Source organism: Methylobacterium sp. yr668, assembly GCF_900116245.1.
Classification (GTDB): domain Bacteria; phylum Pseudomonadota; class Alphaproteobacteria; order Rhizobiales; family Beijerinckiaceae; genus Methylobacterium.
On the sequence record NZ_FOZY01000006.1, the window covers coordinates 1 to 25,721 of the forward strand.

Here is a 25,721-nt window from a genome sequence, read left to right on the forward strand (position 1 = left end):
CCTAGTACGAGAGGACCGGGATGAACGTACCTCTGGTGGAGCTGTTGTCGCGCCAGCGGCAGTGCAGCATAGCTATGTACGGACGGGATAACCGCTGAAGGCATCTAAGCGGGAAACCCCCCTTAAAACGAGACCTCCCTTGAGGGCCGTGGAAGACGACCACGTCGATAGGCCGGGGGTGCAAGCGCGGCGACGCGTTGAGCCGACCGGTACTAATCGCCCGATTGGCTTGATCGCTCTCGTGATCCGTGTCCGAACTGGTTCGGCAGCCGCAAAGGCTGGCGAAGCCAGAGACACGGTCATAAACAGACCAGCAGCAGACGCTGCCACCAACATGCTTGCCGAACCGGACACACGCGCCTCGCAACCCGCGACGGCCAAGTCCGAAAACAATTGCGATGCGCCGGTCTGGTGGCCTGAGCGGCGTGCCCAGAACCCGATCCCATCTCGAACTCGGCCGTTAAACACGCCAGCGCCTATGGTACTGTGTCTCAAGACACGGGAGAGTCGGTCGCCGCCAGACCTGCCCATCGCAATACACACACCTTCCCTCGACACGAACACCGATCCGGCCCCCGGACACGGCGCACGCTCACACTGAGCCGGCGTCGACCCGGACCAGCCGTACAGACTTGGCGCGGGGTGGAGCAGCCCGGTAGCTCGTCAGGCTCATAACCTGAAGGTCACAGGTTCAAATCCTGTCCCCGCAACCAAATCCGACACACAGAACCCGCCGCGCTCAACAGCGCGGCGGGTTCTGCGTTTTCGCGATCAGGTTGCGCCACTGGCGCACCGTCGGTCCGCTTCCAGACCCTCCGTCGCTCACCGCCGAGGTGCGACCGCCACAAAGCGTCGCTGAGGTTGTCCTATCGGCTTTGAGGTATCGGCCAGCGACGCTCTGCGAATGCACAATCGATGGGCAGAAACGGCCTCGTAAGCTCTATAGCCGGCACCGCATCGCACCTTCGGCTGTAGAGTGCAGGCCGCGTCAGGTCGCAGGGATAAATCGGCAATATCGATTGCGCACAAGCGAGACCCTGACAGGCATTACTCCTTGAGGTTGAGCGATCAAGATCGCTCTTATTACGCTATTTGGGACCGTATACCCCAGTTCCGAATTTAAGACTTGACGCTTCTTGCGAATGCGATTGTATCAAGCGTCCGAATCGCGACGCAGTGCTTGCGTTCTGGCGAGTTTCGTCATCACGAGAAGGCAACGCACGAGACATGGCCCAGTCGAACGGCGGCTCTCTCCGCCTCGTCACGCTCGCTTCCGAGATCGTCTCGGCCTATGTGAGCCACAATCACGTGCAGAGCGCGGATCTGCCCGGCCTCCTCAACGAGGTGCACGCGGCGATTCGGGGGGTCTGCGACGCCGGCCAGAGCCCGCCGATCGCCAAGGCGACCGCGCAGGAGATCCGGCGCTCGATCAATCCGGACTTCCTGATCTCGTTCGAGGACGGGAAGCCCTACAAGACGCTGCGCCGGCACCTCACCCTGCGCGGCCTGACGCCGGAGGCCTACCGCGCCAAGTGGGGCCTCGCCTCGGACTACCCGATGACGGCCCAGAGCTATTCCGAGCAGCGCTCGCAGCTCGCCCGCTCCCTGGGCCTCGGGCAGCCGCGCGCCGCGGCGCCGGAACCCGAAGCCGAGCCCGCGCCGCAGCCCGCCGGGAAGCGGCGGGCGCGCAGCAAGGAAGCCGTCTGACGGCGACACGCCCCGCCTGCGGCGAAGGTGTCGTCGACCTGCCGCAATCGGCCTCGATAGCGTGGGGCCGCACGGTGCGCCTGCCTTGTCTCGGCCTGGACGGCGCGCCCGCCCAGACGCCGGAGCCCTGCATGCTGACCCGCCTCACCCTGCCCGCCCTCGTCGCAGCCCTGCTGGCCGCCAGCCCGGCCGCGGCGCAGATGGCGCGGACGGAGACCCGGGAGCCCGCGAAGGACGGCACCGCGAAGGTCGTGCCGCTCAGCAAGGCCGACGTGCAGCTCTCCTTCGCCCCCGTGGTGAAGCGGGCCGCGCCCTCGGTGGTGAACGTCTACGCCTCCCACGTGGACAAGCGCTCCAGCGCGCGCACCAGCGCCATGGAGGAGTTCATGCGCCGCTTCTTCGGCGAGCCGGAGGGCGGCCGCGGCCCCCGGGGTGACCGGGCGCAGCGCTCCCTGGGCTCGGGCGTGCTGGTCGATGCCGACGGGCTCGTGATCACGAACAACCACGTCATCGACAACATGAACGAGGTGCGGATCGCCCTGGCGGATCGCCGCGAGTTCGAGGCCACGATCGTGATGCGCGACACCCGCACCGACCTCGCGGTGCTCAAGATCAAGGAACCGCCGAAGGGCCTCGTGCCGATGCCGTTCGGCGATGCCGACGCCCTGGAGGTCGGCGACTTCGTGATGGCGATCGGCAACCCGTTCGGCGTCGGCCAGACGGTGACGCAGGGCATCGTCTCGGCGCTGGCGCGCACGCAGGTCGGCTCCGCGGACTACCAGTACTTCATCCAGACCGACGCGGCGATCAACCCGGGCAATTCCGGCGGCGCGCTGGTGGACCTGCGCGGCCAACTGGTCGGCATCAACACCGCGATCTACTCGCAGTCTGGCGGGAGCCACGGCATCGGCTTCGCGATCCCGGTGGGCATGGTCAAGGCGGTGGTCGACGCCGCCCGGGACGGGGCGAACGTCGTGCGCCGGCCCTGGCTCGGGGCGCGCATCCAGAGCGTGACGCCCGACATCGCCGACAGCATGGGCCTCGACCACCCGACCGGCGTGCTGGTGGCGAGCCTCCAGCCCAAGAGCCCGGCCGAGGAGGCGGGCCTGAAGCGCGGCGACCTGATCCTCACGGTCGACGGCCAGGAGGTCGCCGATCCGGAGGCCTTCGGCTACCGCTTCGCCCTGAAGGGCGTGCAGGGCCACGCCCGGTTCGGGATCCTCCGCGGCACGACCCGTCAGACGGTCCCGGTCAAGCTCGCCCCGGCTCCCGAGACGCGTCCCCGGGACGCGCTCAAGGTGAAGACCCGCTCGCCGTTCGTCGGCGCGACCCTCGTCAACACCTCGCCGGCGGTGGCCGAGGAGATGCAGGTGGACTTCCCGGCCGAGGGCGTGGCCGTGCAGGCGGTGGACGAGAACTCCATCGCGGCCCGGGTCGGGCTACAGAAGGGCGACGTGATCGTGGCGGTCAACGGCGTGCCAATGGCGACCACCAAGGACCTCGACCGGGTCACCCGCAACAGCCTCAATTCCTGGGAGGTCGCGATCAACCGCAACGGCGAGATCCTGACCTCGGTGTTCGGCGGCTGATCCCGTCGCGGGGCGCCGAGCCCGTGGCCGTGGGCAAGCCCCGGCTCCCGGCTTGCGCCCCCGGCCGCGCCCGGTGTTGATGCGCGGATGTCCGACCTGTTCGCCTCCGCGGAGACACCCGCCGCGCCGGATCCCGGCCGCGCCCCCGGCGCCGAGGCCGCCCGCCCGCTGGCGGACCGGCTGCGCCCGCAGACCCTCGCCGAGGTCGTCGGCCAGGAACACCTGACCGGGGAGGGCGGGGCGCTCACGCGCCTGCTGCGGGGACGGACGCTCGGCTCGCTGATCTTCTGGGGGCCGCCCGGCACCGGCAAGACCACGGTTGCGCGGCTGCTCGCCCAGGGCACCGACCTGCATTTCGAGCAGATCTCGGCGATCTTCTCCGGCGTGCCCGACCTGCGGAAGGTGTTCGAGGCGGCGCGCAAGCGGCGGGCGACCGGGCAGGGGACCCTGCTGTTCGTCGACGAGATCCACCGGTTCAACCGGGCCCAGCTCGACGCCTTCCTGCCGGTGATGGAGGACGGGACCGTCACGCTGGTGGGCGCGACGACGGAGAACCCGTCCTTCGAGCTGAACGCCGCGCTCCTATCCCGCGCCCGGGTGCTGCTGTTCCGGGCCCTCGATCCGGGCGCCGTCGCGCGCCTGCTGGTCCGGGCCGAGGCGCTGACGGGCCAAGCCCTGCCGCTTACCGAGGAGGCGCGCGGCGTTCTGGTCCGCATGGCCGACGGCGACGGCCGCGCGGCCCTGACCCTGGCGGAAGAGGTCTGGCGCTCGGCCCGCCCCGGCGAGACCCTCGACGCCGAGGCGCTGCAAGCGATCGTGCAGCGGCGCGCGCCCATCTACGACAAGGCGCAGGAGGGCCACTACAACCTGATCTCGGCGCTCCACAAGACCGTGCGCGGCTCGGATCCGGACGCGGCGCTCTACTATCTCTGCCGGATGCTCGATGCCGGGGAGGACCGGCTGTTCATCGCCCGCCGGCTCGTGCGCATGGCGGTGGAGGATATCGGGCTCGCCGACCCGCAGGCGCTGGTGGTGGCCAACGCCGCCAAGGACGCGTTCGACTTCCTCGGCAGCCCCGAGGGCGAGTTGGCCCTCGCCCAGGCGGCGATCTACCTCGCCTGCGCGCCGAAATCGAACGCCGTCTACGAGGCCTACAAGGCCGCGACGCGGCTGGCCAAGGAGGCGGGCTCCCTGCCGCCGCCGCGGACCATCCTCAACGCGCCGACCAAGCTGATGAAGCGGATCGGCTACGGCGAGGGCTACCGCTACGACCACGACGAGCCCGACGCCTTCTCGGGCCAGGATTACTGGCCCGACGCGCTCGGGCGCCAGCACCTCTACCAGCCGACCGAGCGGGGCTACGAGACCCGGCTCGCCGAGCGCCTCGACCGGTGGGAGGCGCTGCGCAAGGCGCGGCGCGGGGAGGGGTAGGGGGCCCTCACAGATCGAGCGGCGCGTTGTCGATCACCTCCTTCATCACGAAGAAGGTCCGGGTCTGGCGCACCCCCGGCAGGCCGATCAGCGTGGCGCTGTGGAGGCGGTTGAAGTCGGCCATGTCGGAGACCCGGATCTTCAGCATGTAGTCGAAGTCTCCGGCCACGAGGTGGCAGTCGAGGAGCGCGGGGATCGCGCGCACGGCGGCCTCGAACTCCGAGAAACTCTCGGGCGTCGAGCGGTCGAGCACGACGCCGACGAAGACCAGGGTGCCGCGCCCGACCCGCATCGGATCGATCAGCGCCCGGACCGCCCGCACGAACCCGTCCGCGAACAGGCGCTGGATCCGGCGATGGCAGGTGGCCGCGCTAGTGCCGACCCGCTCGGCGATCTCGGCATTCGCCATGCGCCCGTCCGTCTGGAGGAGGCGGAGGATCTTCTGGTCGATCCGATCGAGCCCTGCGGACATGGATGATTCTTTCGGATGCGGCACGAAATCCGGAATACTCCGTAGCCAGCCCGGTCAGCAGCGCAAGTCAAGGTCTGTTCATACTCGAAGATCGAGAGCACCTTTCATCCCGGATCGGGTAGTTTCTCCCCGCGCCTCGAAGACGGAGCCGGGCCTCGCGCGGGCCGTCGCCGAGGCCTCGCTTCGACGCGCCCGGGCGGACCGAGACCGCTGCTGCCCCGGGGGCGCCCCGAGACCCGGAGAGACCCGATGCTGGACAAGTTCGAGCGCTATCCCCTGACCTTCGGCCCGACGCCGATCGAGCCGCTCAAGCGCCTGACGGCCCATCTCGGCGGCGAGGTCGAGTTGTACGCCAAGCGCGAGGATTGCAATTCCGGGCTCGCCTACGGCGGGAACAAGCTGCGCAAGCTCGAGTACATCGTGCCGGACGCGATCAAGAGCGGCGCCGACACGCTTGTGTCGATCGGCGGCGTGCAGTCGAATCACACCCGCATGGTCGCGGCGGTAGCCGCCAAGATCGGGATGAAGTGCCGGCTGATCCAGGAGGCCTGGGTGCCCCACGAGGACGCCGTCTACGACCGGGTCGGCAACATCCTCCTGTCGCGGATCATGGGCGCGCAGACGCAGCTCGTGGATGACGGGTTCGACATCGGCATCCGCGATTCGTGGAAGCGCGCGCTCGCCGAGGTCGAGGCCGAGGGCGGCAAGCCCTACGCGATCCCGGCCGGTGCCTCGGTGCACAAGTACGGCGGGCTCGGCTACGTCGGCTTCGCGGAGGAGGTGCGCAAGCAGGAGGCCGAGATGGGCCTGCGCTTCGACTACGTGGTGGTCTGCACGGTGACGGGCTCGACCCATGCCGGCATGCTGGTGGGCTTCTCGGCCGACGGGCGCGCCCGCAACGTCATCGGCATCGACGCTTCCTGCACCCCGGCCCAGACCAAGGCCCAGGTCCTCGACATCGCCCAGAACACCGCCGCCCTGGTCGGCGCGGGCGACATCGTGGCCGACGATGTGGTTCTCAACGAGGATTACGCCTACCCGGTCTACGGCGTGCCCTCCAAGGAGACCGTGGAGGCGATCCGCCTCTCGGCCCGGCTCGAGGGGATGATCACCGACCCGGTCTACGAGGGGAAGTCGATGCAGGGCATGATCGACCTCGTGAAGAAGGGCTTCTTCCCGAAGGGCTCGAAGGTGCTCTACGCCCATCTCGGCGGCGCGCCGGCGCTGAACGGCTACAGCTACACGTTCCGCAACGGCTGAGGCCTTCGGCGGCGCCGTCCTTGCGAGCGGAGCGAAGCAATCCAGCAGCGCCACGCTTCCTGACGTGGCGCGACCCTGGGTCACTTCGCTGCGCTCGTGATGACGGAGAGGGGCACCTCAACCGAACCGTTCCAGCGAAACCGAGTGAGGCGGATCGGCCCGATCCCTCACCGCCCTTCGCCCCTCTCATCCTGCGGTGCTGTGCAGCGGGCTCGGAGGGGCTCGGAGGGGCTCGGAGGGGCTCCGGAAGTCTCGCGAGCCCTCGGAGGCTCCTTCGCGGCGGCTTCGCCGCCCCTCGGGATGCGGTGATCGGACGGGTCCAGCGACTCCAGCGCACGGTCCCCTATATGACGGCGCAGGACCCGCACCGGAGAGGGCAGGGATGATCGCACCGGCACGCGCGCTGCTCCTCACGGCCCTGCTCGCCCTGGGCGCGCCCGCCGCGCGCTCCGCCTCGGGACCGGCCGTCGAGGCCGAGAACGGGATGGTGGTCTCGTCCCAGCGCCTCGCCTCGCAGGTGGGCGCCGACATCCTGAGGGCCGGCGGCAACGCCGTCGACGCCGCGGTGGCAGTCGCTTACGCCGAGGCGGTGGTGAACCCCTGCTGCGGCAACATCGGCGGCGGCGGCTTCCTGGTGCTCCACAGCGCCGACGGGCGCAGCCGCTTCATCAATTTCCGCGAGACCGCCCCGGCGGCCGCCACCCGGGACATGTATCTCGACGCTGCCGGCAACGTCGTGAAGGGCGCGAGCCTGCGCGGCTGGAAGGCGGCCGGCGTGCCCGGGACGGTGCTCGGCCTCAACACCGCCCTCACCGCGTACGGGACCCTGCCGCTGGCGCGGGTGATGGCGCCGGCGATCGCGCTCGCCCGGGACGGGTTCGTGCTGACCCGGGGCGACACCGACATCCTCGAATCCGGCACGAAGCTGTTCGCGGGCCAAGCGAACGTCGCCCGGATCTTCCTGCGCCCGGACGGCAGCCCCTGGCAGCCCGGGGACCGGCTGGTCCAGGCCGACCTCGCCCGCACCCTCCAGGCCATCGCGGAGCGCGGTGCGGACGCGTTCTACAGGGGCGCGATCCCGGAGGCCGTGGAGGCGGCCTCCCGGGCGGGCGGCGGCCTGCTGACGGCGGCCGACTTCGCCGCCTACACGGTGACGCAGTCCGAGCCGCTCACCTGCCGCTACCGGGGCGCCACGATCCTGTCGGCGCCCCCGCCCTCGTCCGGCGGCACCACGCTCTGCGAGATCCTCAGCATCCTCGACGGCTACGACCTGCGGGCCGCCGGGTTCAACTCGGCCCGGACCGTACACCTGATGGTCGAGGCGATGCGGCGCGCCTACGCGGACCGCAACCTGCTGCTCGGCGATCCGGCCTTCGTGGAGAACCCGGTCGACCGGCTGCTGTCGCCGGCCTACGCGGAGACGCTCCGGGCCTCGATCCGCCCGGACCGGGCGACCCCGTCGGCGGAGATCCGCCCGGACCCCGGCCCGGAGCCGCGGGAACGGCCCGAGACCACACACATCTCGGTGATGGACAAGGCCGGCAACGCGGTCGCGCTGACCTACACGATCAACGGCTATTTCGGCGCCGGGGTGATCGCCGGCGACACGGGGTTCTTCCTCAACGACGAGATGGACGACTTCACGGTCAAGACCGGGGTGCCGAACCTGTTCGGGCTCGTGCAGGGGACGAAGAACGCGATCCAGCCGGGCAAGCGCCCGCTCTCCTCCATGGCGCCCACGATCGTGCTGCGCGACGGCAAGGTCGCGCTGGTGGCGGGCTCGCCGGGGGGCTCGCGGATCATCACGATCAACGCGCAGACGCTGATCAACGTGCTCGATTTCGGCATGGAGCCGCAGGAGGCGGTGGACGCTCCGCGCATCCATCACCAGTGGCTGCCCGACACGGTCTACGCCGAGCCCTTCGCGCTCTCGGCGGACACCCAGGCCATCCTCAGGGGCATGGGCCACACGATCGTCGAGCAGAGGCCCTGGGGGGCGCAGGAGCTCATCGCGGTCCGGGCCGCGGCGCCCGCCCTGCCGGAGGCCGCGTCGTCGGGCAACGACGCCTCGCGCACGGAGCGGATGCGGCCAGGTCTGCTCTACGGTGCCAACGACAACCGCCGGCCGGCCGGCGCGGCGGTAGGGGAGTAGGGGGCGGGCGGCTTGACGCGGACAACCCCGTCATTCCGGGCACGCCGGCCTCGTCCGGGAGGGCAGGGTGGGGCCCGGAGGCACCCGCCACGAGCGAGACCGGGGGTTCAGCCCTCTCCCGCCTCCCGCGCCACCGCGCGGAACCCGATGTCGCGCCGGCAGAAACCCTCCGGCCAGTCGATCCGGGCCACCGCCGCGTAGGCGCGGGCCTTGGCGTCCGTGACGCTGTCGCCGAGGGCCGTCACCGCCAGGACCCGGCCGCCATCGGCGAGCAGCTGCCCGCCCTCGGCGCGGGTGCCGGCCTGGAACACGTGAACCCCGTCGCCCTCGGCGGCGTCGACGCCCCGGATCACCGAGCCCCGGACCACGGCGCCCGGATAGCCGGCCGCCGCCATCACCACGGTGAGGGCCGCCCGGTGCGGATCGAATTCCAGGCTCACGCCGGAGAGGTCGCCCTCGCAGGCCGAGAGCAGCGCCGGCACGAGGTCGGAGGCGAGGCGCGGCATCAGCACCTGCGCCTCGGGGTCGCCGAAGCGGGTGTTGTACTCGATCAGCTTGGGGCCGTCGGCGGTGAGCATCAGGCCGGCGTACAGGATGCCGGTGAACGGGCAGCCGCGGGCCCGCATGCCGGCAAGCGTCGGCGCGATGATCTCGGCCATGACCCGGGCCTCGATCTCCGGGGTGACCACCCGGGCCGGGGAATAGGCGCCCATGCCGCCGGTATTGGGCCCCCGGTCCCCGTCGAAGACCCGCTTATGGTCCTGGGCGGTGCCGAGGGAGATCGCCCGCGTGCCGTCGCACAGGGCGAAGAAACTCGCCTCCTCGCCGAACAGGCACTCCTCGACCACGACCTCGGCGCCGGGCTCGGCGAAGAGGCCGGTCAGCGCGTCCTCGGCCTGGTCGACGGTCTCGGCCACGGTGACGCCCTTGCCGGCGGCGAGGCCGTCGGCCTTCACGACGATCGGGGCGCCCTGCTGGCGGACATAGGCCAGCGCCGGCTCCAGGTCGGAGAAGCGCGCGAAGGCGGCGGTCGGGATGTTGCAGGCGGCGCAGAGATCCTTGGTGAACCCCTTCGAGCCCTCGAGCCGGGCGGCGTCGCGGGTCGGCCCGAAGGCGCGGATCCCGGCGGCCTTCAGGTCGTCCACCAGGCCGGCGACGAGGGGCGCCTCGGGCCCGACCACCACGAGGCCGATCGCCTCCGCCGCGCAGAAGGCGGCGACGGCCGCGTGGTCCGTGACCTTGAGGTCCGGCCGGTTGGTCCCGTGGCGGGCCGTGCCGGGATTGCCCGGCGCCGTGAACAGGCGGGTGCAGAGCGGGCTCTGGGCCAGTCGCCAGGCCAGGGCGTGCTCGCGGCCGCCGGAGCCGATCAGCAGGATATTCATGCGCACGCCACCATGGGCCCAGCTTCTGGGGGAAGCGTGCCCGCGGGAAAAGGTTTTTTTCGGGCTTTCCCCGCTCTGCGCGGATATCCCGGCGGCGCGGAGGCCGATGTCAGCAGCCGGTGCAGACGCTCGTGTTGAGGCCGCCGCCCCGCCGCACGATCCCGTTGCGACCGATATGGCGGCCCCGGTACACATCCCCGCGGACACCCCGATAGGGCAGGTAGGGCCCGAAGGAATCGGCCTGGACGTTGCGCTGGAACGTCTGGTTCAGCGTGTTGAAGTCCGAGACCCGTTGCTGGTTGAGCGACCGGATCTGGCCCTGCAGGGCGAATGAGGCGTTGGCGGCATTCGGGTCGTTCTGCTGCACCTGCGCCGAGGCGGAGCCCGCCGGGAGGGCGAGCGCCAGGGCGAGGAGCGCGCGGGACGCGGCACGCATGGGTCCCTCCGTGCGAGAGTCGAGCGGGTTTCGGAAACGCTTGTGCGAGTCGACGCGCCAGGATCGGTCCGGGTTCCCGGGCGCGTCAACCCGGCACAACGGGGGACTTCGTCTCCGGCAGGGCCTCAAGGCGCTCGGGATCCAGCCCGGTATGGGCCTGAACCAGGGGGTGCGGAGTCAGGGCCAGCCACTGCGTCAGGGAGATGTCGGCGTAGCGCGAGCTCTTGAACATCTCCAGGAATGTCAGGGTCGTGTCGCCGGTATTCTCGATGTAGTGCCCCATGGCGAAGGGCACGTAGCCGACGTCGCCGGCCCGGTAGTCGAAGGTGCGGGCCTTCGATTCCGAGCCGAACACCGTCATCCGGCCCTGGCCGGAGAGGTAGTACTGCCACTCGTCGCTGTTCGGGTGCCAGTGCAGCTCGCGCAGCCCCCCGGGCTCGACCTCGACCAGGGCCGCCGCGATCGTCACGGACGCCGGGAACACCGTGGAATCGGTGATGCGCACGCTGCCGCCCCGGGTGCGGACCGGCTCCTGTGCCAGCATACGGTGGCTGAAGGTCTTCGGCACCGGCCCGGAGCCGCCCATCCTGTCGGCCGCGAGCGGGCCGGGTTTCGGGCCGGGGAAGATGTAGAGCTCCTTCTCGGGGATCCTGGCGAAGGCGCTCTCGGGCAGGCCGAAATTCTTGGCGAGCACGTCCCGGGGCGTGTGGGCCAGCCAGTCGGTGAGCAGGAAGGTGGAATCCTCCGAGAAACCGCCGTCGTCGAAGACGAGCAGGAACTCGCACCCGTCGATCCCGTCGGCGGCGAGTCCCTGGATGGCGTGCGGGATGCCGCCCGGGAAGTACCAGAGGTCGCCCGCGCCGACATCGTCCGCGAAGGTGCGCCCGTCCTGGTCGACCGCGGTGATCCGGGCCTTGCCCTTGATCATGTAGGCCCACTCGGATTCCTTGTGCCAGTGCATCTCGCGGACCGCGCCGGCCTTGAGCCGCATGTTGACCCCGGCCATGGCCTTGGAGACCGGCAGCTCGCGGATCGTGGTCTGGCGCGCCCAGCCGCCCTCCTCCAGCCGCATGTGGCTGTCCGCGAAGGACCATTTCAGGTTCGGCATGGTGCCGTGGTCGGTGGCGGGCGGCGCCAGGGTGAACGGCTCCTCGGCGGCGCGGGGCCGGTTCTGCGGGCCCAGGATGTCGGCGCCCTTGCCGCCGCGCTCGGGGCGGGGCGCGGCCGGCCCGGCGGATTGCGCCGCGGCGGAGGATGCCGCCATCGCGCCGCCGGCGGCTGCGATGACGGCGCGCCTGGAGATCTCGGTCATCGTGGATCGGTCCCTGAGTCGGTGGCAGGGAAACCGGTCGCGTGCTCGGAGGATCCGCGGGCGGGCCGGGCTGTGCGCTGCGGCATCTCGCCCGGAGCCCGCGCGCGGTCTATGCATTGAAGACGGCGCATTGAATACGGCACCGCACGCGTCCCGGCCGGGCGCCGAGGCGGCGGTTCAGGCGCGGCGCGACCCGAGGGCGAGGATGGCGGACCGGGACAGTTCAGCCACGGACGGAACCGTCCCGCCCGCCCGCGGCGGCCGCCGGTGGCTCGCCCTGCTGGCGCTGGCGGGCCTCGGCGTCCTCGGATACCGCCTGTGGCCGGACGCGTCGCGCGCAGCGAGTCCGCCCGCCGCCGAGGCGAAGCCGCCGACCGTGCGGGTCGCCGCCGCGGCCCGGGCCTCCGACACCCTGAGCCTGACCCAGACGGGCACCACCCAGGCGTTCGACATCGCGAACCTCTACCCGCGGGCGACCGGCTACATCGTCGAGCGCAAGGTCGATATCGGCTCGCACGTGAAGGCGGGCGACCTGCTGTTCCGGATCAGCGCGCCCGACCTCGACCAGCAGCTGGTCCAGGCCCAGTCGCAGGTGCTGCAGCTCCAGGCGGCACTGATCCAGGCGCGGGCGATGGTGGATCAGGCCGAGGCCAACCGCCACCTCGCCGACGTGACCAACCGGCGGACCTCGACGCTCGCCGGCACCGGGGTCGAGACCCGGCAGAACGCCGACACCTCCCAGGCCGGGGTGCTGGCGCAGACCGCCAACGTCGACGCCGCCAGGGCCGCCGTGAAGGTCGCGGAGGCCAACATCGCCGCCCAGGAGGCGCAGGTCGCCCGGCTCAAGGTCCTGACCGGCTTCGAGGAGATCCGCGCGCCCTTCGACGGGGTGGTGACGGCCCGCAACAACGACGTCGGCGACGCGGTCACGGCGGACACGAATACGGGGGCGCCGCTCCTCACGCTGAACCGGGACGACGTGCTGCGCATGGCGGTGAACGTGCCGCTCTACGCCGCCGACGGCGTCCGCGACGGGCTGGCCGCCACGGTCGAGGTGGCGCAGATCCCGGGCCGGATCTTCCCCGGCACGGTCTCGCGCTCGTCGACGACGCTGCTCTCGGCCGCGCGCACGCTGGTCACGCAGGTCGACATCCCCAACCCCGACGGGGCGCTGCGGCCGGGACTCTACATCACGATCACGCTGGAGATCCCGCGGGTCTCGCCCGCCGTGACGGTGCCGAACGACGCGCTGATCTTCGACCAGCACGGGACCCGCGTGGCCGTGGTCGAGGCGGCCGGGGACGGGGGCGGCGTGGTGCGGATGCGCCCCGTCACGATCTTCCGCCAGACCCGCACGCTCCTGGAGCTGCGCGACGGTCTGAACGGCGGCGAGCGCGTCGTCGTGGGCCCGCCGGCCTCGCTGCGCGACGGCGACCGGGTCACCCTGCGTCCGGAGGACCGGGCCGGAGCGTGAGCGGCGGCGCCCGGCAGCCTTGTCCAGCCTTGTCCAGCCTTGGGACAGCTACGGCGGCGATAAGCCGTCGGGCATGCGGCGGCACCGTGGGGGCTCAGCTTCCGGCGCCGCCGTGACCGGCCGGCTCAGGAAGCGGATACCACCGCCGTGGCACTCGGAACGATAGCGCTGTCGATCGCGCTGCTTGGCCTCGCCCTCGCGAGCTTCGGTCTGACACTGGCCCTCGCGGGCGGGTCCTGGTTCTACGTCGCCCTGGGCTTGGGCGTGCTGGTCTCCGGCGTCGAGCTGGTCCGGCGACGCCAGAACGGCCTCCGGATCTACGCCCTGGTGCTGGCGGCGGCCTTCGTGTGGACGCTCGGCGAGGTCGGATTCGACAAGTGGCAATGGATCCCGCGCGGGGGCCTGCTCCTCCTCGTCGGGCTCGTGCTCTGCCTGCCCTCCGTGGTGCGGCGCCTGTGCGACGCGCCCGAACGGCCCTGGACGCCCGGCCTCGGGAACGGTCCGCTCGCCCTCCGGGTCGTCGTCCTGCTGATCGCGGCCTCGGGCGCCGCGTCCTGGTTCGTCGACCCGGTCGAGACGCGGGGCAGCCTGCCGAAGGTCGCGGGGGCGGGGCCGGCCGCCGTCGATCCGAGCGGCGTTCCCTATCCGGCCGACGACTGGGTCGCCTATGGCGGCACCAATCTCGGCCAGCGCTACTCGGCTCTGGCGGATATCGGCACCGCCAATGTCCGGGGCCTCGCCGTGGCCTGGGAGCACCATACCGGCGACCTGCGCGGCGACAGCCGGGCGGATCCGAAGGAATTCACCTTCGAGGCCACGCCGATCAAGGTGAACGGGCTGCTCTACCTCTGCACGCCGCACAACATCGTCCAGGCCCTGGAGCCCGAGACCGGCCGGCTGGTCTGGGCCTTCGACCCGAAGATGGCGCGGGACGGCCAGTACCAGCACCAGACCTGCCGCGGCGTGTCCTACAACGACTCGGCCGGCTACGCGCCACCCGCCGAGACCGACGCCGACCGGGCCGCCGCCGTCGCGGCCGCGATCGCCGAGTGCCCGCGCCGGATCATCGCGGCCTCGGTCGACGCCCGCCTCTACGCGCTGAACGCCGAGACCGGCGCCCCGTGCAGGACCTTCGGGGCGGACGGGTTCGTCGACCTGAAGGCGCAGATGCCGAACCTCCGGCGCGCCGCCTATCAGCAGACCTCGGCGCCGCTGGTGACCCGGAACCTCATCGTCCTCGGCAGCGCGATCGCCGACAACTACTACGCGGACAACCCCTCGGGCGTGATCCGCGCCTTCGACGTACGCACCGGCGCGATCGTCTGGAAGTTCGACGCCGGCAAGCCCGACGCGACCGCGCCGCTGCGGCCCGGCGAGTCGTACGAGCCCAACTCGGCGGTGGCCTGGACGCAGTTCTCGGCCGACGAGGCGCTGGGGCTCGTCTACGTGCCGTTCGGCAACCGGGCGCCCGATCAGGTGGGCGTGGCCCGGTCGAAGGCGGACGAGGCCCTCATCGACGCCCTGGCGGCGCTGGATCTGGAGACGGGCGCGCTGCGCTGGGCGTTCCGGACCGCGTATCACGACCTGTGGGACCGCGATAACCCGTCCCAGCCGGTCCTCCTCACCCTGCCGCAGGGCGAGGGGACGGTGCCGGCGATCCTGATCCCCACCAAGGTCGGCAACGTCTGGGTCCTCGACCGCCGCACCGGCGCCCCGGTCCGACCGGTCTCCGAGGTTCCGGTCTCGACCCGGACCGACATCCCGGGGGAGACGCCGTCCCCGGTCCAGCCGATGTCGTCCCTCCGCTTCACGCCGGCGCCGCTGACGGAGGCCGGCATGTGGGGCGTCACGCCCTTCGACCAGATCCAGTGCCGCCTCGCCTTCCGGTCGAATCGCTACGACGGCAACCCGTTCACGCCGCCCCAGGCGTCGGAGGGCGCGATCGTCTGGCCCGGCAATATCGGGGTGTTCAACTGGGGGTCGGTGGCGGTCGATCCGGTCCATCACTGGATGATCGCGACGCCGCAATACCTGCCCTACATCTACCGCCTGCTCCCGCGCCCCCCGGGCGAGCCGGAGAGGCGCCTCCTCGGTGCCGATCCCGAGGCGAGCCCGGTCAACGAGAATCTCGGCGGCCGCTACGCGATCTCGATCGCGCACATGCGCTCCGCCCTCGGCATCCCCTGCAGCGCGCCGCCCTGGGGCGTGCGCGTCGGCGTGAATCTCGCCGACGGCACCGTCGCCTGGAAGCGCCGCAACGGCACGGTCGCGGGGCAGAAGGTCGGCGGTCTGGCCGTCCCGCTTCCCCTGGAGATGGGCATGCTGGCCCACGGCGGCACCCTGACCACGGCGGGCGGCGTCGCGTTCACGGCCGCCACGCTCGACGACCGCATCCGCGGCTACGACATGCAGACCGGCGAGGTCCTGTGGACCACGACATTGCCGGCCGGCGGCCAGGCCACCCCGATGACCTATCGCGGCCGGGACGGCCGGCAGTACGTGGTGATCGCAGCGGGCGGGCACGGCTCGCTCGGAACCACGCCGGGCGATTCGGTCATCGCCTACAGGCTCGAGTGAGCCGTCGCGCGCCGGACGCAACCCGGCAGCCGCGGCGGGTTGAGCGAGGGCCCCGGCCTTCCGGCCGGGGCAGGGCGCGGCGGGGGCGGTCTAGGCCGCGAGCCGGGCCCGCGCGTCGGTGCGGGCGAGGCGGGCCAGCAGGTACTCGACCTCGGCCTTCGCCTGCGCGGTCAGCGCCTGCGACGGCTTGCGCTGCGCGTCGGACGAGAAGATCCCCCGGCGCATGAACACGTATTTGCGGACCGCGAGCCCCAGCGGGCCCTGCTGCTGCTCGTAGCGGAGATAGGGGAGGTGGGCGTCGAACAGGTCGTGGGCGGCATCACGCTCGCCGGCCCGGCCGAGGCGGACCACGTCGACCAGCATCTCCGGGAAGGCGTAGCCGGTATTGGCCCCGTCGGCGCCGCGCTCGGTCTCGAAATCGAGGAACAGGCCGCCGTTGCCGACCAGGATGGAGATGTGGCGCATCGAGCCGTCCGCCTCGAAGCCGCGCAGCGTCGAGATCTTCTCTAGTCCCGGCCAGTCCTCGTGCTTGAGCATCACGCAGGAGGGGTTCTCCGACACGATCCGGCGGATCACGCCGGGGGTCATCTGGACCGAGAAGGTGAGGGGATAGTCCTGAAGCACGAAGGGCACGTCCGGGCCCACGGCCTCGGCGGCATTCCGAAAATAGCCGACCACTTGGTCGTCGGTGCGGAGCGTGTTGGGCGGCGCGATCATCACCCCGGCCGCGCCCAGCTCCATCACCTCCCGGGCGAGCGACCGCATGGCCGCGAAGCCCGGCGCCGTGACCCCGACGATCACCGGCAGCCGTGTGCGCCCGAGGACGCGCCGCGCCACGGCGATTCCCTCCGCGTGGTCGAGCTTGCCGGCCTCGCCGAGCTGGCCGAGGATCGTCAGGCCGTCGACGCCGGCCGCCCCGAAGAAGTCGGTCATCCGGTCGAGGGAGACCTCGTCGATCCGGCCGTCCGGATGGAACGGGGTCGGCGCGATCGGGACGACGCCGCCGATGTCGCTGGTGAGGGGCATGCCGGTCTCCGCGCTGCTGCGGCGGCCGCCGGCCGCCGGGTGGCATGCCCCATACTAAAAAAACCCGGGCGGCGCGACGCGCCCGGGACCGGTTCCACGCGACCGGAGCGCTGGATCAGCCCAGCAGCTTGTCGAGGGTGATCGGCATCTCGCGGACCCGCACGCCGGTGGCGTGCCAGACCGCGTTGGCGATGGCGCCCACCGTGCCGGTGATGCCGATCTCGCCGACCCCCTTCACGCCCAGGTTGTTCACCACCGCGTCGTCCTCGTGGACCAGGATCGCCTCCATGGCGGGCACGTCGGCGTTCACCGGCACGTGGTACTCGGCGAGGTTGTCGTTGAGGAAGCGGCCGGTGCGCGGGTCCATCTCGGCCCGCTCGTGCAGGGCGAAGGACAGGCCCCAGATCATCCCGCCGTAATACTGGCTCTGAACGAGGCGCGGGTTGATCACCCGGCCCGCCGCGAAGGCGCCGACGAGGCGGCTCACGCGGATCTGGCCGAGATCGGGATCGACCTTCACCTCGGCGAAGACCGCGCCGTGGGCGTGCATGGCGTAGGAGGCCTGCGCGGCCGGGTCGGCGCCGGCCTTGCCCTGGCCCTCGATGCGCGACCGGCCGGCCCGCCGGAGGATGTCGGTGAAGGACTCGCTCCGGCCCGGGTCGTCGCGCCGGGTCAGACGCCCGCCCGCGGCGGTCACGCCGGCATTGCCGGCGCCGTAGAGCGGGGAGGCGGGGTCGTTGGTGGCGAGCTCCGCGAGCTGCCGGATCACGTCGCCGGCCGCCGCGTGGACCGCGCCGCCCGCCGTGGCGGTGTGGCCCGAGCCGCCCGCGATGCCGGCATTCGGCAGGTCTGACGAGCCCATCCGGAAGGTGAGGGCGTCCATCCCGATCCCGAGGCCGTCGGCGGCGATCTGGGCGAGCGCCGTCCACGAGCCCTGGCCCATGTCGATCGCCCCGAGCTCCACCGTGCCGGTGCCGTCGGCGCGGATCTCGGCCCGGGCCATCCCCTCGAAGATCAGCGCCGGGAAGGTAGCGGTGCCCATGCCGGTGCCGACCAGGAACCCGTCCCGGTCGCGGGTCTGGCGGGGCTGCAGCGGGCGACCGACCCAGCCGAAGGCCTCGGCGCCGCGCCGGTAGCAGTCCCGCAGGGCCTTCGAGGAGAACGGCTTGCCGGTGATCGGCTCGACCTCGGCGTAGTTGGCGAGCCGGAACTCCAGCGGGTCCATGCCGAGTTCGTGGGCCATCTCGTCCAGCGCGCTCTCCAGGGCGACGCTGCCGGACGCCTCGCCGGGCGCGCGCATGAACAGCGGCGTGCCGGTGTCGAGGCGCACGGCCTCGTGCCGGATGGCGATGGCCGGGCTCGCGTACAGGGTGCTGGTCGCCCGGCCCGCCGGCTCGAAGAAGTCGTCGAAGCTCGACGAGGCGGTGCGGATGTGGTGGTCGAGGGCCGTCAGCTTGCCGGAGGCGTCGGCGCCGAGCCGGAGGGTCTGCCGGGTCGGTCCGCGATGGCCCATCGGGCCGTACATCTGGGTCCGGGTCGGGACGAGTTTCACCGGCCGGCCGACGAGCTTCGCCGCCATGCAGGCGAGCACCTGCGGCCCGGCGGGGACGCCCTTCGAGCCGAAGCCGCCGCCGAGATAGGGGCTCTCGATGTGGATGTCGTCGGGGCCGATGCCGAACAGCCCGGCGAGCCTTGCCTGCGACATGGCGAGCGCCTGGGTCGGCATGAACAGCGTCAGCCGGTCCCCGTCCCAGCTCGCCACCGCCGCGTGGGGCTCCATGGCGTTGTGATACTGGGCCGGCGTCTCGTAGGTGGCGGCGATCGTCTTGGACGCGGCCGCGAGTCCGGCCTCGACGTCGCCGTCCGTCTCGACGGGCGGCGCGCCGACGCCGACCGAATCCGGTGTGAAGGCCTCGCCGGAATCGAGCCCGATCCGCGGCGTCTCGGCCGCGTAGGTCGGGGCGAGCAGCCGGGCGCCCTCGGTGGCCGCCTCCAGGGTCTCGGCGATCACCACGGCGATGGGCTGGTTGGCGTAGCGGACGCGGTCGTTCTGCAGGAGGTCGAGGCGGAACGTGAACGGCCCGTCCTTGGCGTCCGGGTCCTTGGCGAGCGTCGGGGCGTGCCCCGGCCGCATCACCGCGACGACGCCGGGATGCGCCTCCGCGGCGGCCACGTCGAGGCCGGTGACGCGTCCGCGGGCGATCCGGGCGACGCAGAGCGCCGCGTGGAGGGTTCCGGGCGGCAGGTTGTCGGCGGAGAAGCGGGCCTGGCCCGTCACCTTGAGCGGGCCGTCGCGCCGGGTCAGCGGCTGGCCGATGCTGGAGCCGTGCCGGATCGCGCCGGCGGGGAGATTCGAGGCGGGCGTGGAGGTCGCGGTCATGCGGGTCTCCTCAAAGGGTTCCGGTTGAAGCCTTCGGTTGCGGTGACCCGCTCCGTCATCACGAGCGCAGCGAAGTGACCCAGGGCAGCGCGACACCGGGCATCGTGGCGCCGCCTGGGTTGCTTCGCTCCGCTCGCAAAGACGGCCCTGGAGCCGCCGACCGGGGGCAGGGTCAGACGATGCCGAACGGGGAGGCGGGGAGGGCCGGGATCCGTGCGGGCGTGCCCGCGGCGGCCTGGGTCAGCGCGCGGATCGCCACCCGGCGGGCGAGCTCGACCTTGAAGGCGTTGGCCTCACCGGTGGGCTTGGCGCCGGCGAGCGCGGCCTCGGCGGCCTTCGCGAAAGCCTCGGGGGAGGGTGCCTGCCCGGCGAGCGCGGCTTCAGCCTCCGCCACCCGCCAGGGCTTGAGCGCCAGCCCTCCCAGGGCGAGCCGGGCCTGGCCGATCCGGCCTCCGGCCTCCAGGGTGAGGGCGGCCGCCGCCGAGACCACCGCGAAGGCGTAGGAGGTGCGATCGCGGACCTTGAGGTAGCGGGCATTGCCCCGGAACGCGGCCGCCTCGGGGGGCAGGCGCAGGGCGGTGATCAGCTCGCCGGCCCGCAGCTCGGTCTCCCGCTCCGGGTGGTCGCCGGGAAGGTGGTGGAACGCGGTGAGCGGCACCTCCCGGGCACCGTCCGGCCCGGCGATCTCGACCACCGCGTCGAGGGCGGCGAGCGGCACGCAGAAGTCGGACGGGTGGGTGGCGATGCAGTGCTCGCTCCAGCCCTGGACCGCGTGGATGCGGGTGGCGTGCCCCAGGGCCGCGCAGCCGGAGCCGGGCGCGCGCTTGTTGCAGGGCGAGACCGCGTCGGTGAAGTACTGGCAGCGGGTGCGCTGCATCAGGTTGCCGCCGACCGTGGCGGCGTTGCGCAGCTGCGCCGAGGCGCCGGCCAGCAGGGCCTCGGCCACCATCGGGTAGGCCTTGGCGAAGGCCGGGTCGTGGGCGAGGTCGCTGTTGCGGACCAGGGCCCCGACCCGGGCGGTGCCGTCCGGCAGCCGCTCGATGGCCGAGAGGCCGGGGAGGCGGGTGATGTCGACGACCCGCTCCGGGGTGGCGACACCGCCCTTCATCAGGTCGACGAGGTTGGTGCCGGCGGCGAGGAAGGCGGTGCCCGGCTGCTGGCCGGCCGCCACGGCCTCGGGCACGCTCGCGGGGCGGATGTAGTCGAAGGTCCTCACGCCGCGTCCTCCCGCTGCTCCGAGGTCCGGGCGGCCGCGTCCTGCACGGCGTCCAGGATCCCCGCGTAGGCGCCGCAGCGGCAGAGATTGCCGCTCATGCCCTCGCGGATGCGCTCCGGATCGGTCCCGGCCTGGCCCTCGCGGATCAGGCCGACCGCGCTCATGATCTGGCCCGGCGTGCAGAAGCCGCACTGGAAGCCGTCATGGGCGATGAAGGCCGCCTGGACCGGGTGCAGCCGGTCGCCCTCGGCGAGCCCCTCGATGGTCAGCACCTCGGCGCCGTCGAGGCTCGCGGCGAGGGTCAGGCAGCTGTTGATCCGGCGCCCGTCCACCAGGACCGTGCAGGCGCCGCACTGGCCGCGGTCGCAGCCCTTCTTGGCGCCCGTCAGACCGAGGCGCTCGCGCAGGAGATCGAGGAGGGTGACGCGCGGATCGTCGAGGGCGATCTCGCGCGGCTGCCCGTTCAGGGTGAGCCTGAGGGGAATGGTCATGCGGGGGTCCCGGCTTCCAAGGCTGGAACCGTTACAGATAGCCGCCGCCCCGCTTCCGGCGAGACCTTAAGCAGAAAGCGATGTGCGCAAGATCACGGCACGCGAAGGTTGCGCGCTTACGCCGACTTGACCCGGACCTCAGAGGCCGATTTCAGCACGGTCTTGCCCTTGGCGGTCTTGATCTCGAGGGCGGGCTCGGCCTTTGAGGCTTCGCGCTTCACCGTGTTGCCCTTGATGGTCTTCTCCACGTCCCGCGTGTGGACCTTGGTCACCTCACCCGAGACGGTGCCCTTGCCCCATTTGTAGGTGACGTCGTCCCCGGTCTTCACCTTCGACTTGGCGGTCATGCGCGTCTCCATCGTGGATATGAGCGTGAATGAGGGCGTGGATGCGGGGAAAGGCGCCCGGCGGCGGGCGCGTTCCCGGGTTTCCACGGCCGGGATGCCGCACTCAGCGGCCGACCTCCCGGCGCAGGGCGGTGACCATCGTCTCGACCGCCGCCTGCGCGGTCTCGCCGAGGTCGATGGCGCTCTCGCCGGCGGTGACGAGGCCGCGCCCCTCCAGCTCCTTCACGCCCTCCGGGTCGGCCTCGTGGCCGGCGCCGTCACGGCGGATCACCGAGGTGACCGTCTCGCCGCTGACGAGCCGGTGATAGGCCGCGAAGGCGAGGATCGAGAGGGCCTTGTCGGAGAGTCCGTTCAGGTCGTCGGCCATGCGTGCGTTCCTCCGCGCGTTTCTCCACGCATTCGTCGAAGCGTGCTCGACGGACGAACGCCGTACGGGGCCGGGGGGTCCGGGCGGCCGCCGGGGTGCGACGACACGTGCGACGACACGTACGACGACACTCGCGGCGACGGGTGCGAGGACGCGTGCGCTCCTCCGGGCGACGACGCTTCGCGCCGGGGCCACCTTCCTGCTACCCTGCCGCCCTCCATGACTCCGCAGACCGACCAGACCGAAGTGGAACCGAGCCCCGAGCCGCGCCGCGCGCCCGCGCCGCCCGATCTCGACTATCGCCTGCGCCAGCAGGCGATCCTGTCGGAGTTCGGTGTCGAGGCCTTGCGCGGCACCGACGTCGACCACCTGCTGCAGCGGGCCGCGGAACTGTGCGCGCAGGGCATGGGCGCCGAGTTCTGCAAGGCCCTGGAATATCGGCGCGGCGCCGACACCCTGCTGGTCCGGGCCGGTGTCGGCTGGGGGCCCGACGTGATCGGCAAGGCCCGGATCGGGGCCGATCTCGCCTCCCCGGCCGGATTCGCCCTCAAGACCGGCCGGCCTGTGATCTCCAACCACCTCGCCGACGAGACCCGGTTCCGCACGCCGCAGCTCATGGCCGAGCACGGCATCCGCCGGGCGATCAACGTGCTGATCGAGAACCGAGACGGCGCCTTCGGGGTGCTGGAGGTGGACGACACCCGCGAGGGCATGTTCGCGGAGGCCGACATCGCCTTCATGCAGGGCTTCGCCAACCTGCTCGGCGGCGCCATCGAGCGCCAGCGCACCGAGAGCCTGCTGCGGGCCGCCCTCGCCCGGCAGGACCTGCTCGCCCGCGAGATGAGCCACCGGGTCAAGAACAGCCTCGCCATCGTGGCGAGCCTCCTGGCCCTGCAGGCCCGGGCCGCCGAGGAACCCGCCGTTCAGGCGGCTCTGTCGGACGCGCGCAGCCGCGTCGAGGCGATCGCGGGCGTGCACGACCAGCTCTGGCGGCAAGGTGACAAGGTAGAGGGTGAAGGGGAGGGGGTGCCGGGCGAGCTCGACCTCGCGCCCTTCCTGGAGAAGCTGGTGGCCAACCTCGCCAGCGGCGTGCCGGGTCAGCGGCTTACCTGCACGGCCTGCCCGCAGCGGATCTCGGCCGACCGGGCGATTCCCATCGGCCTCCTGGTCAACGAACTCGTCACCAACGCGCTGAAATACGCCTACCCGACCGAGACGCACCCGGCGGGCGGCGAGATCCGGGTCCGCGCCGAGCGGCGGCCGGAGGGGCTCGTGGTCGAGGTTGCCGACGACGGGATCGGCCTTCCGGCGGGGTTCGAGATCGGGCGCAGCTCGAAGAGCCTGGGCATGCGGGTGGTCGGCAGCCTCACGCGCCAGCTCGGCGGCAGCCTGACGATCCCGGCCCGAGAGAAGGGCGCCTGCTTCCGCCTGGAAGTGCCCCTGGAGGTAACCCCGGAGGCGCCCCCGGCCGGCTGAGCGTGGGGCGCGCCCCGACGACGGGGCGGGGACTGGACAATGGCCCTACCCCGCCGCGATCGAGGTGCGACGGGCGCGGCGAGACAGAGCGGATGCAGTGACCGAGAACAGGACGACGGCGGCGCTCCTCGCCGAACGGCTCCACGCCTTTCGGAGCCTCGGCGACAATTGCGAGTTCGGGTTCGTGCAGCGCTACGGCGGGGTCGAGCCTTCCGGCCTGCTGCGCTTCTCCTACACGCCGATGGAGGACCTGATCCGCGGCCTGCGCTGCGGCTTCGCGGATTTCGGCGTGCCGGGCGACCTGCGGCTCTCCGTGAGTTCCGGCGGCACCTATTACTGCCACAGCGTCGCCTACAACATCTGGGCGAATACTGGGCACCCGGCCGGCTCGATCGAGCCGGAGGTGCTGCTGGAGCGGGAGTACGGCCGGCTGGCCCATCTCAAGCGCAAGCTGCTGGACGAGCTCGCCGACGGGTCGAAGATCCTGGTGCGCAAGGTCGGCCGCGACGAGCCCGAGGCCGATTTCGCCCGCCTGGCCGAGGCGGTCCGTGCGCACGGGCCCGCGACGCTGCTCCGCGTGACCGAGGCCGGGCCGGACTGGGTTCCCGAGCCCGCCCGGCGCGTCGCCGACCGGCTGATCGCGGGACGGGTCCGCCGGTTCGCGCCGGTGGAGCAGGCCTGGGAGGTCGATCTCGAACCCTGGATGCACCTCGTGGACAGCGTCTACGCGCTGGAGCGCGGCGCGGCACCGACCCGCCTCGACGCCGCCGCCTTCCCGGAGGCGCTGGCGCTCCCGGGGCGCCTGCGCCGGCATGTCGGCCGGCACCGGGCGAAGGCTCTGAGCGCCTACACGCGGGCGGTGAACCCGGCCGGCTTCCGCGCCGACACGGTCCACGTGTTCTCGAGCTGGGTTTGGATTCCGGAGGACTTCGCCGGGGACCGGGTCTTCGCGGCGGCCGGCTACGCGCGGCTGGGCTGGCGGGACGCCGACCTGTCGCGGCGCCGGTGCTGGCAGCGCGTCTGGGCGGCGGGACGGCTGCGCCCCGACGCGGCGCGGGAACCCGTCGGGCTCGGCATGATCGGCACGCGGCGGGACGGGTTCTGGTCCGCCGGGGCCCGCTTCGCCGAGGGGCCGATCCCCGGCGATGAGCCGGCGCCGGACCTGCGGATGCCGCCGGTCCGGTTCCCGGGGCGGGATCTCCTCGGCCGGCTGCTGCCGCGGGTCCTGTAGACCCGGACCGGCGCCCCACCGGGAACCGATCCGGCACGGCGGTCTTGCCTACCGGGCCGCACGGGACCGCGCCCGTCGCGAGGGGGCCCATGCCCGGTTTCGTGCCCGACCGCCGCTCTCTGCTCCTCACCCTGGCCGCGGGTTCGGCCGTCCTGTCCGCGCGGGGGGCCGACGCCGTCGGGGCACCGGAGCGGATCCCGCTCTGGCCGGGGGAGCCGCCGGGCGGCGGCGGTCCTCAGGGTCCGCCGGTCCGCGACGACAGCGGCGCCGTGAAGAACGTCGCCGTGCCGGTCCTGGAGGTGTACGCCCCGGAGACGCCGACCGGCGTGGCGGTCCTCGTCGCCGGCGGTGGCGGCTACGCCCGGATCGGGATGGTCAAGGAGGCGCTCCCCGCCGCGCTCTGGCTCGCCGCGCAGGGTATCACGGCCTTCGTGCTCACCTACCGCCTACCGGGCGAGGGCTGGGCGGCGGGCCCCCTGGCGCCGCTCCAGGACGGGCAGCGGGCCCTGCGCCTGATCCGCGCCGCGGCCGCGCGCTTCCGGATCGACCCGGCCCGCGTCGGCGTGCTCGGCTTCTCCGCCGGCGGGCACCTCGGCGGCCTCATCGCCGCGCGCTCCGCGTTCCGGGCCTACGACCCCGTCGACGCGGCCGACGACCTGTCGGCGCGGCCCGACTTCGCGACGCTGATCTACCCCGTGGTGAGCCTGGAGCCGCCCTACGACCGCACGACCACCCGGCGGTCCCTCGTCGGCGAGACCCCGAGCCCGGCGGCGAGCCGGGACTGGTCGCTCCAGACCCATATCCGGTCCGGTTGCCCGACACTGTTCCTCGTGCAGGCGGACGACGACGCGGTCATCAGCCCGGAGCACAGCCGCATCCTGGACGCGGCCTGCCGCGAAGCGGGCGTACCGGTCGAGTACCACCGCTTCGCGGTCGGCGGCCACGGTTTCGGGATCGGCCGGTCGGAGGCGCCGGTCGCCCTCTGGCCGCGGCTCTGCCGGCTCTGGCTGACCAGCGTGTCGGTGATGCGCTGACGCGGTGCGCGCACCGCCGGCCTGGATGGCCCCGCCGGGTTGGCCATCCGGCTCGGGAGCCGTCAGACCGGTAGGGCAGGGGACCGGTGAGCCCGGCCGGACGCGCAGGTGCCCTCGCCCGCGCGGACAGGACCGCGCCGGGCGCGTCGGAGATCGCCGCCGGGTTCGCGGGCGGCCAGGCCCGAAGAGCCGGGCAGCCACCGCGCGCGACGCTGAGCTAGCCGGAGCGCCGCGGCAGCGCTCGGCCGTGCGTCGTTCCAGTCCGTCCGCCGCGGGGAGGGGCCTCCGGCCCCTGACCCGACCGCCCTGCCCGGGAGCGTCGGACTTCGGCGCCCGTCGGCCCCTTCGTCCCCGCGCCCGC

At 72.3% G+C, this 25,721-nt stretch carries 20 protein-coding genes, 1 tRNA gene and 2 rRNA genes; 13 read left to right on the plus strand and 10 right to left on the minus strand.

The window, feature by feature from the left end; genetic code table 11:
* The 6 genes from BM419_RS09335 to BM419_RS09360 form a co-directional block, all read left to right on the plus strand.
* A 23S ribosomal RNA gene (locus tag BM419_RS09335) occupies positions 1-237 on the plus strand; the annotation flags it as partial.
* A gap of 170 nt (positions 238-407) precedes the next feature.
* Positions 408-523 (plus strand): 5S ribosomal RNA (rrf, locus tag BM419_RS09340).
* Positions 524-636: 113 nt separating this feature from the next.
* A tRNA-Met gene (locus BM419_RS09345) sits at positions 637-713 on the plus strand.
* Positions 714-1,227: 514 nt separating this feature from the next.
* Complete coding sequence (locus BM419_RS09350) at positions 1,228-1,707, plus strand: Ros/MucR family transcriptional regulator (RefSeq protein ID WP_020095549.1); 480 nt, start codon at positions 1,228-1,230, stop codon at positions 1,705-1,707.
* A 131-nt stretch (positions 1,708-1,838) separates the two neighbouring features.
* Complete coding sequence (locus BM419_RS09355; protein WP_020095548.1) at positions 1,839-3,296, plus strand: Do family serine endopeptidase; 1,458 nt, start codon at positions 1,839-1,841, stop codon at positions 3,294-3,296.
* 87 nt (positions 3,297-3,383) lie between these two features.
* Entirely contained in the window at positions 3,384-4,727 is a 1,344-nt protein-coding gene (locus BM419_RS09360; RefSeq protein ID WP_020095547.1) for a replication-associated recombination protein A, read from the plus strand.
* A gap of 7 nt (positions 4,728-4,734) precedes the next feature.
* Here the strand turns inward: BM419_RS09360 and BM419_RS09365 are convergent, their stop codons facing one another.
* A complete protein-coding gene (locus tag BM419_RS09365) occupies positions 4,735-5,199 on the minus strand; it encodes an Lrp/AsnC family transcriptional regulator (protein WP_020095546.1) in 465 nt (154 codons plus the stop codon).
* 249 nt (positions 5,200-5,448) lie between these two features.
* On the opposite strand from BM419_RS09365, the gene BM419_RS09370 reads away from it, so the two are divergent.
* Both BM419_RS09370 and ggt read left to right on the plus strand, forming a co-directional pair.
* Positions 5,449-6,459 (plus strand): 1-aminocyclopropane-1-carboxylate deaminase, encoded by a 1,011-nt coding sequence (locus BM419_RS09370; RefSeq protein ID WP_020095545.1) that lies wholly within the window; start codon positions 5,449-5,451, stop codon positions 6,457-6,459.
* A 382-nt stretch (positions 6,460-6,841) separates the two neighbouring features.
* Positions 6,842-8,611: a gamma-glutamyltransferase gene (gene ggt / locus BM419_RS09375; RefSeq protein WP_020095544.1), complete on the plus strand. Its 1,770-nt coding sequence runs from the start codon at positions 6,842-6,844 to the stop codon at positions 8,609-8,611.
* 107 nt (positions 8,612-8,718) lie between these two features.
* Here the strand turns inward: ggt and purD are convergent, their stop codons facing one another.
* The 3 genes from purD to BM419_RS09390 form a co-directional block, all read right to left on the minus strand.
* Positions 8,719-9,993 carry a phosphoribosylamine--glycine ligase gene (purD, locus tag BM419_RS09380; protein ID WP_020095543.1) on the minus strand — a complete coding sequence of 425 codons (1,275 nt, stop codon included), beginning with the start codon at positions 9,991-9,993 and terminating at the stop codon, positions 8,719-8,721.
* A 109-nt stretch (positions 9,994-10,102) separates the two neighbouring features.
* Positions 10,103-10,429 (minus strand): hypothetical protein, encoded by a 327-nt coding sequence (locus BM419_RS09385; RefSeq protein ID WP_020095542.1) that lies wholly within the window; start codon positions 10,427-10,429, stop codon positions 10,103-10,105.
* An 85-nt stretch (positions 10,430-10,514) separates the two neighbouring features.
* Complete coding sequence (locus BM419_RS09390) at positions 10,515-11,741, minus strand: oxalate decarboxylase family bicupin (protein ID WP_020095541.1); 1,227 nt, start codon at positions 11,739-11,741, stop codon at positions 10,515-10,517.
* A 205-nt stretch (positions 11,742-11,946) separates the two neighbouring features.
* Between BM419_RS09390 and BM419_RS09395 the strand changes: the two genes are divergently transcribed.
* The gene (locus tag BM419_RS09395) at positions 11,947-13,215 is read left to right on the plus strand and encodes an efflux RND transporter periplasmic adaptor subunit (protein WP_020095540.1); all 1,269 of its coding nucleotides are present in this window, start codon (positions 11,947-11,949) and stop codon (positions 13,213-13,215) included.
* A 147-nt stretch (positions 13,216-13,362) separates the two neighbouring features.
* Positions 13,363-15,792 (plus strand): membrane-bound PQQ-dependent dehydrogenase, glucose/quinate/shikimate family, encoded by a 2,430-nt coding sequence (locus BM419_RS09400; RefSeq protein WP_020095539.1) that lies wholly within the window; start codon positions 13,363-13,365, stop codon positions 15,790-15,792.
* 90 nt (positions 15,793-15,882) lie between these two features.
* Here the strand turns inward: BM419_RS09400 and BM419_RS09405 are convergent, their stop codons facing one another.
* The 6 genes from BM419_RS09405 to BM419_RS09430 all read right to left on the minus strand — a co-directional run bounded on the left by BM419_RS09405 (position 15,883) and on the right by BM419_RS09430 (position 21,619).
* On the minus strand, positions 15,883-16,818 hold the full coding sequence (locus tag BM419_RS09405; protein WP_020095538.1) for a dihydrodipicolinate synthase family protein: 936 nt from the start codon (positions 16,816-16,818) through the stop codon (positions 15,883-15,885).
* A gap of 115 nt (positions 16,819-16,933) precedes the next feature.
* A complete protein-coding gene (locus BM419_RS09410; RefSeq protein WP_020095537.1) occupies positions 16,934-19,198 on the minus strand; it encodes a xanthine dehydrogenase family protein molybdopterin-binding subunit in 2,265 nt (754 codons plus the stop codon).
* Between the two features lie 172 nt (positions 19,199-19,370).
* The gene (locus tag BM419_RS09415; RefSeq protein WP_020095536.1) at positions 19,371-20,414 is read right to left on the minus strand and encodes an FAD binding domain-containing protein; all 1,044 of its coding nucleotides are present in this window, start codon (positions 20,412-20,414) and stop codon (positions 19,371-19,373) included.
* A complete protein-coding gene (locus tag BM419_RS09420) occupies positions 20,411-20,905 on the minus strand; it encodes a (2Fe-2S)-binding protein (protein WP_020095535.1) in 495 nt (164 codons plus the stop codon). The genes BM419_RS09415 and BM419_RS09420 overlap by 4 nt, the downstream gene beginning before the upstream one ends.
* Positions 20,906-21,021: 116 nt before the next feature.
* Complete coding sequence (locus BM419_RS09425; RefSeq protein WP_020095534.1) at positions 21,022-21,252, minus strand: hypervirulence associated TUDOR domain-containing protein; 231 nt, start codon at positions 21,250-21,252, stop codon at positions 21,022-21,024.
* 103 nt (positions 21,253-21,355) lie between these two features.
* Positions 21,356-21,619 carry a hypothetical protein gene (locus BM419_RS09430; RefSeq protein WP_020095533.1) on the minus strand — a complete coding sequence of 88 codons (264 nt, stop codon included), beginning with the start codon at positions 21,617-21,619 and terminating at the stop codon, positions 21,356-21,358.
* Positions 21,620-21,838: 219 nt separating this feature from the next.
* Between BM419_RS09430 and BM419_RS09435 the strand changes: the two genes are divergently transcribed.
* The 3 genes from BM419_RS09435 (at position 21,839) to BM419_RS09445 (ending at position 25,360) form a co-directional block, all read left to right on the plus strand.
* Positions 21,839-23,095 carry a sensor histidine kinase gene (locus BM419_RS09435; protein WP_026605307.1) on the plus strand — a complete coding sequence of 419 codons (1,257 nt, stop codon included), beginning with the start codon at positions 21,839-21,841 and terminating at the stop codon, positions 23,093-23,095.
* A gap of 97 nt (positions 23,096-23,192) precedes the next feature.
* Entirely contained in the window at positions 23,193-24,326 is a 1,134-nt protein-coding gene (locus BM419_RS09440) for a hypothetical protein (RefSeq protein ID WP_020095531.1), read from the plus strand.
* Positions 24,327-24,415: 89 nt separating this feature from the next.
* Positions 24,416-25,360, plus strand: coding sequence for an alpha/beta hydrolase (locus BM419_RS09445; RefSeq protein WP_020095530.1), 945 nt, complete (start codon positions 24,416-24,418; stop codon positions 25,358-25,360).
* Positions 25,361-25,721 lie beyond the last annotated feature (361 nt).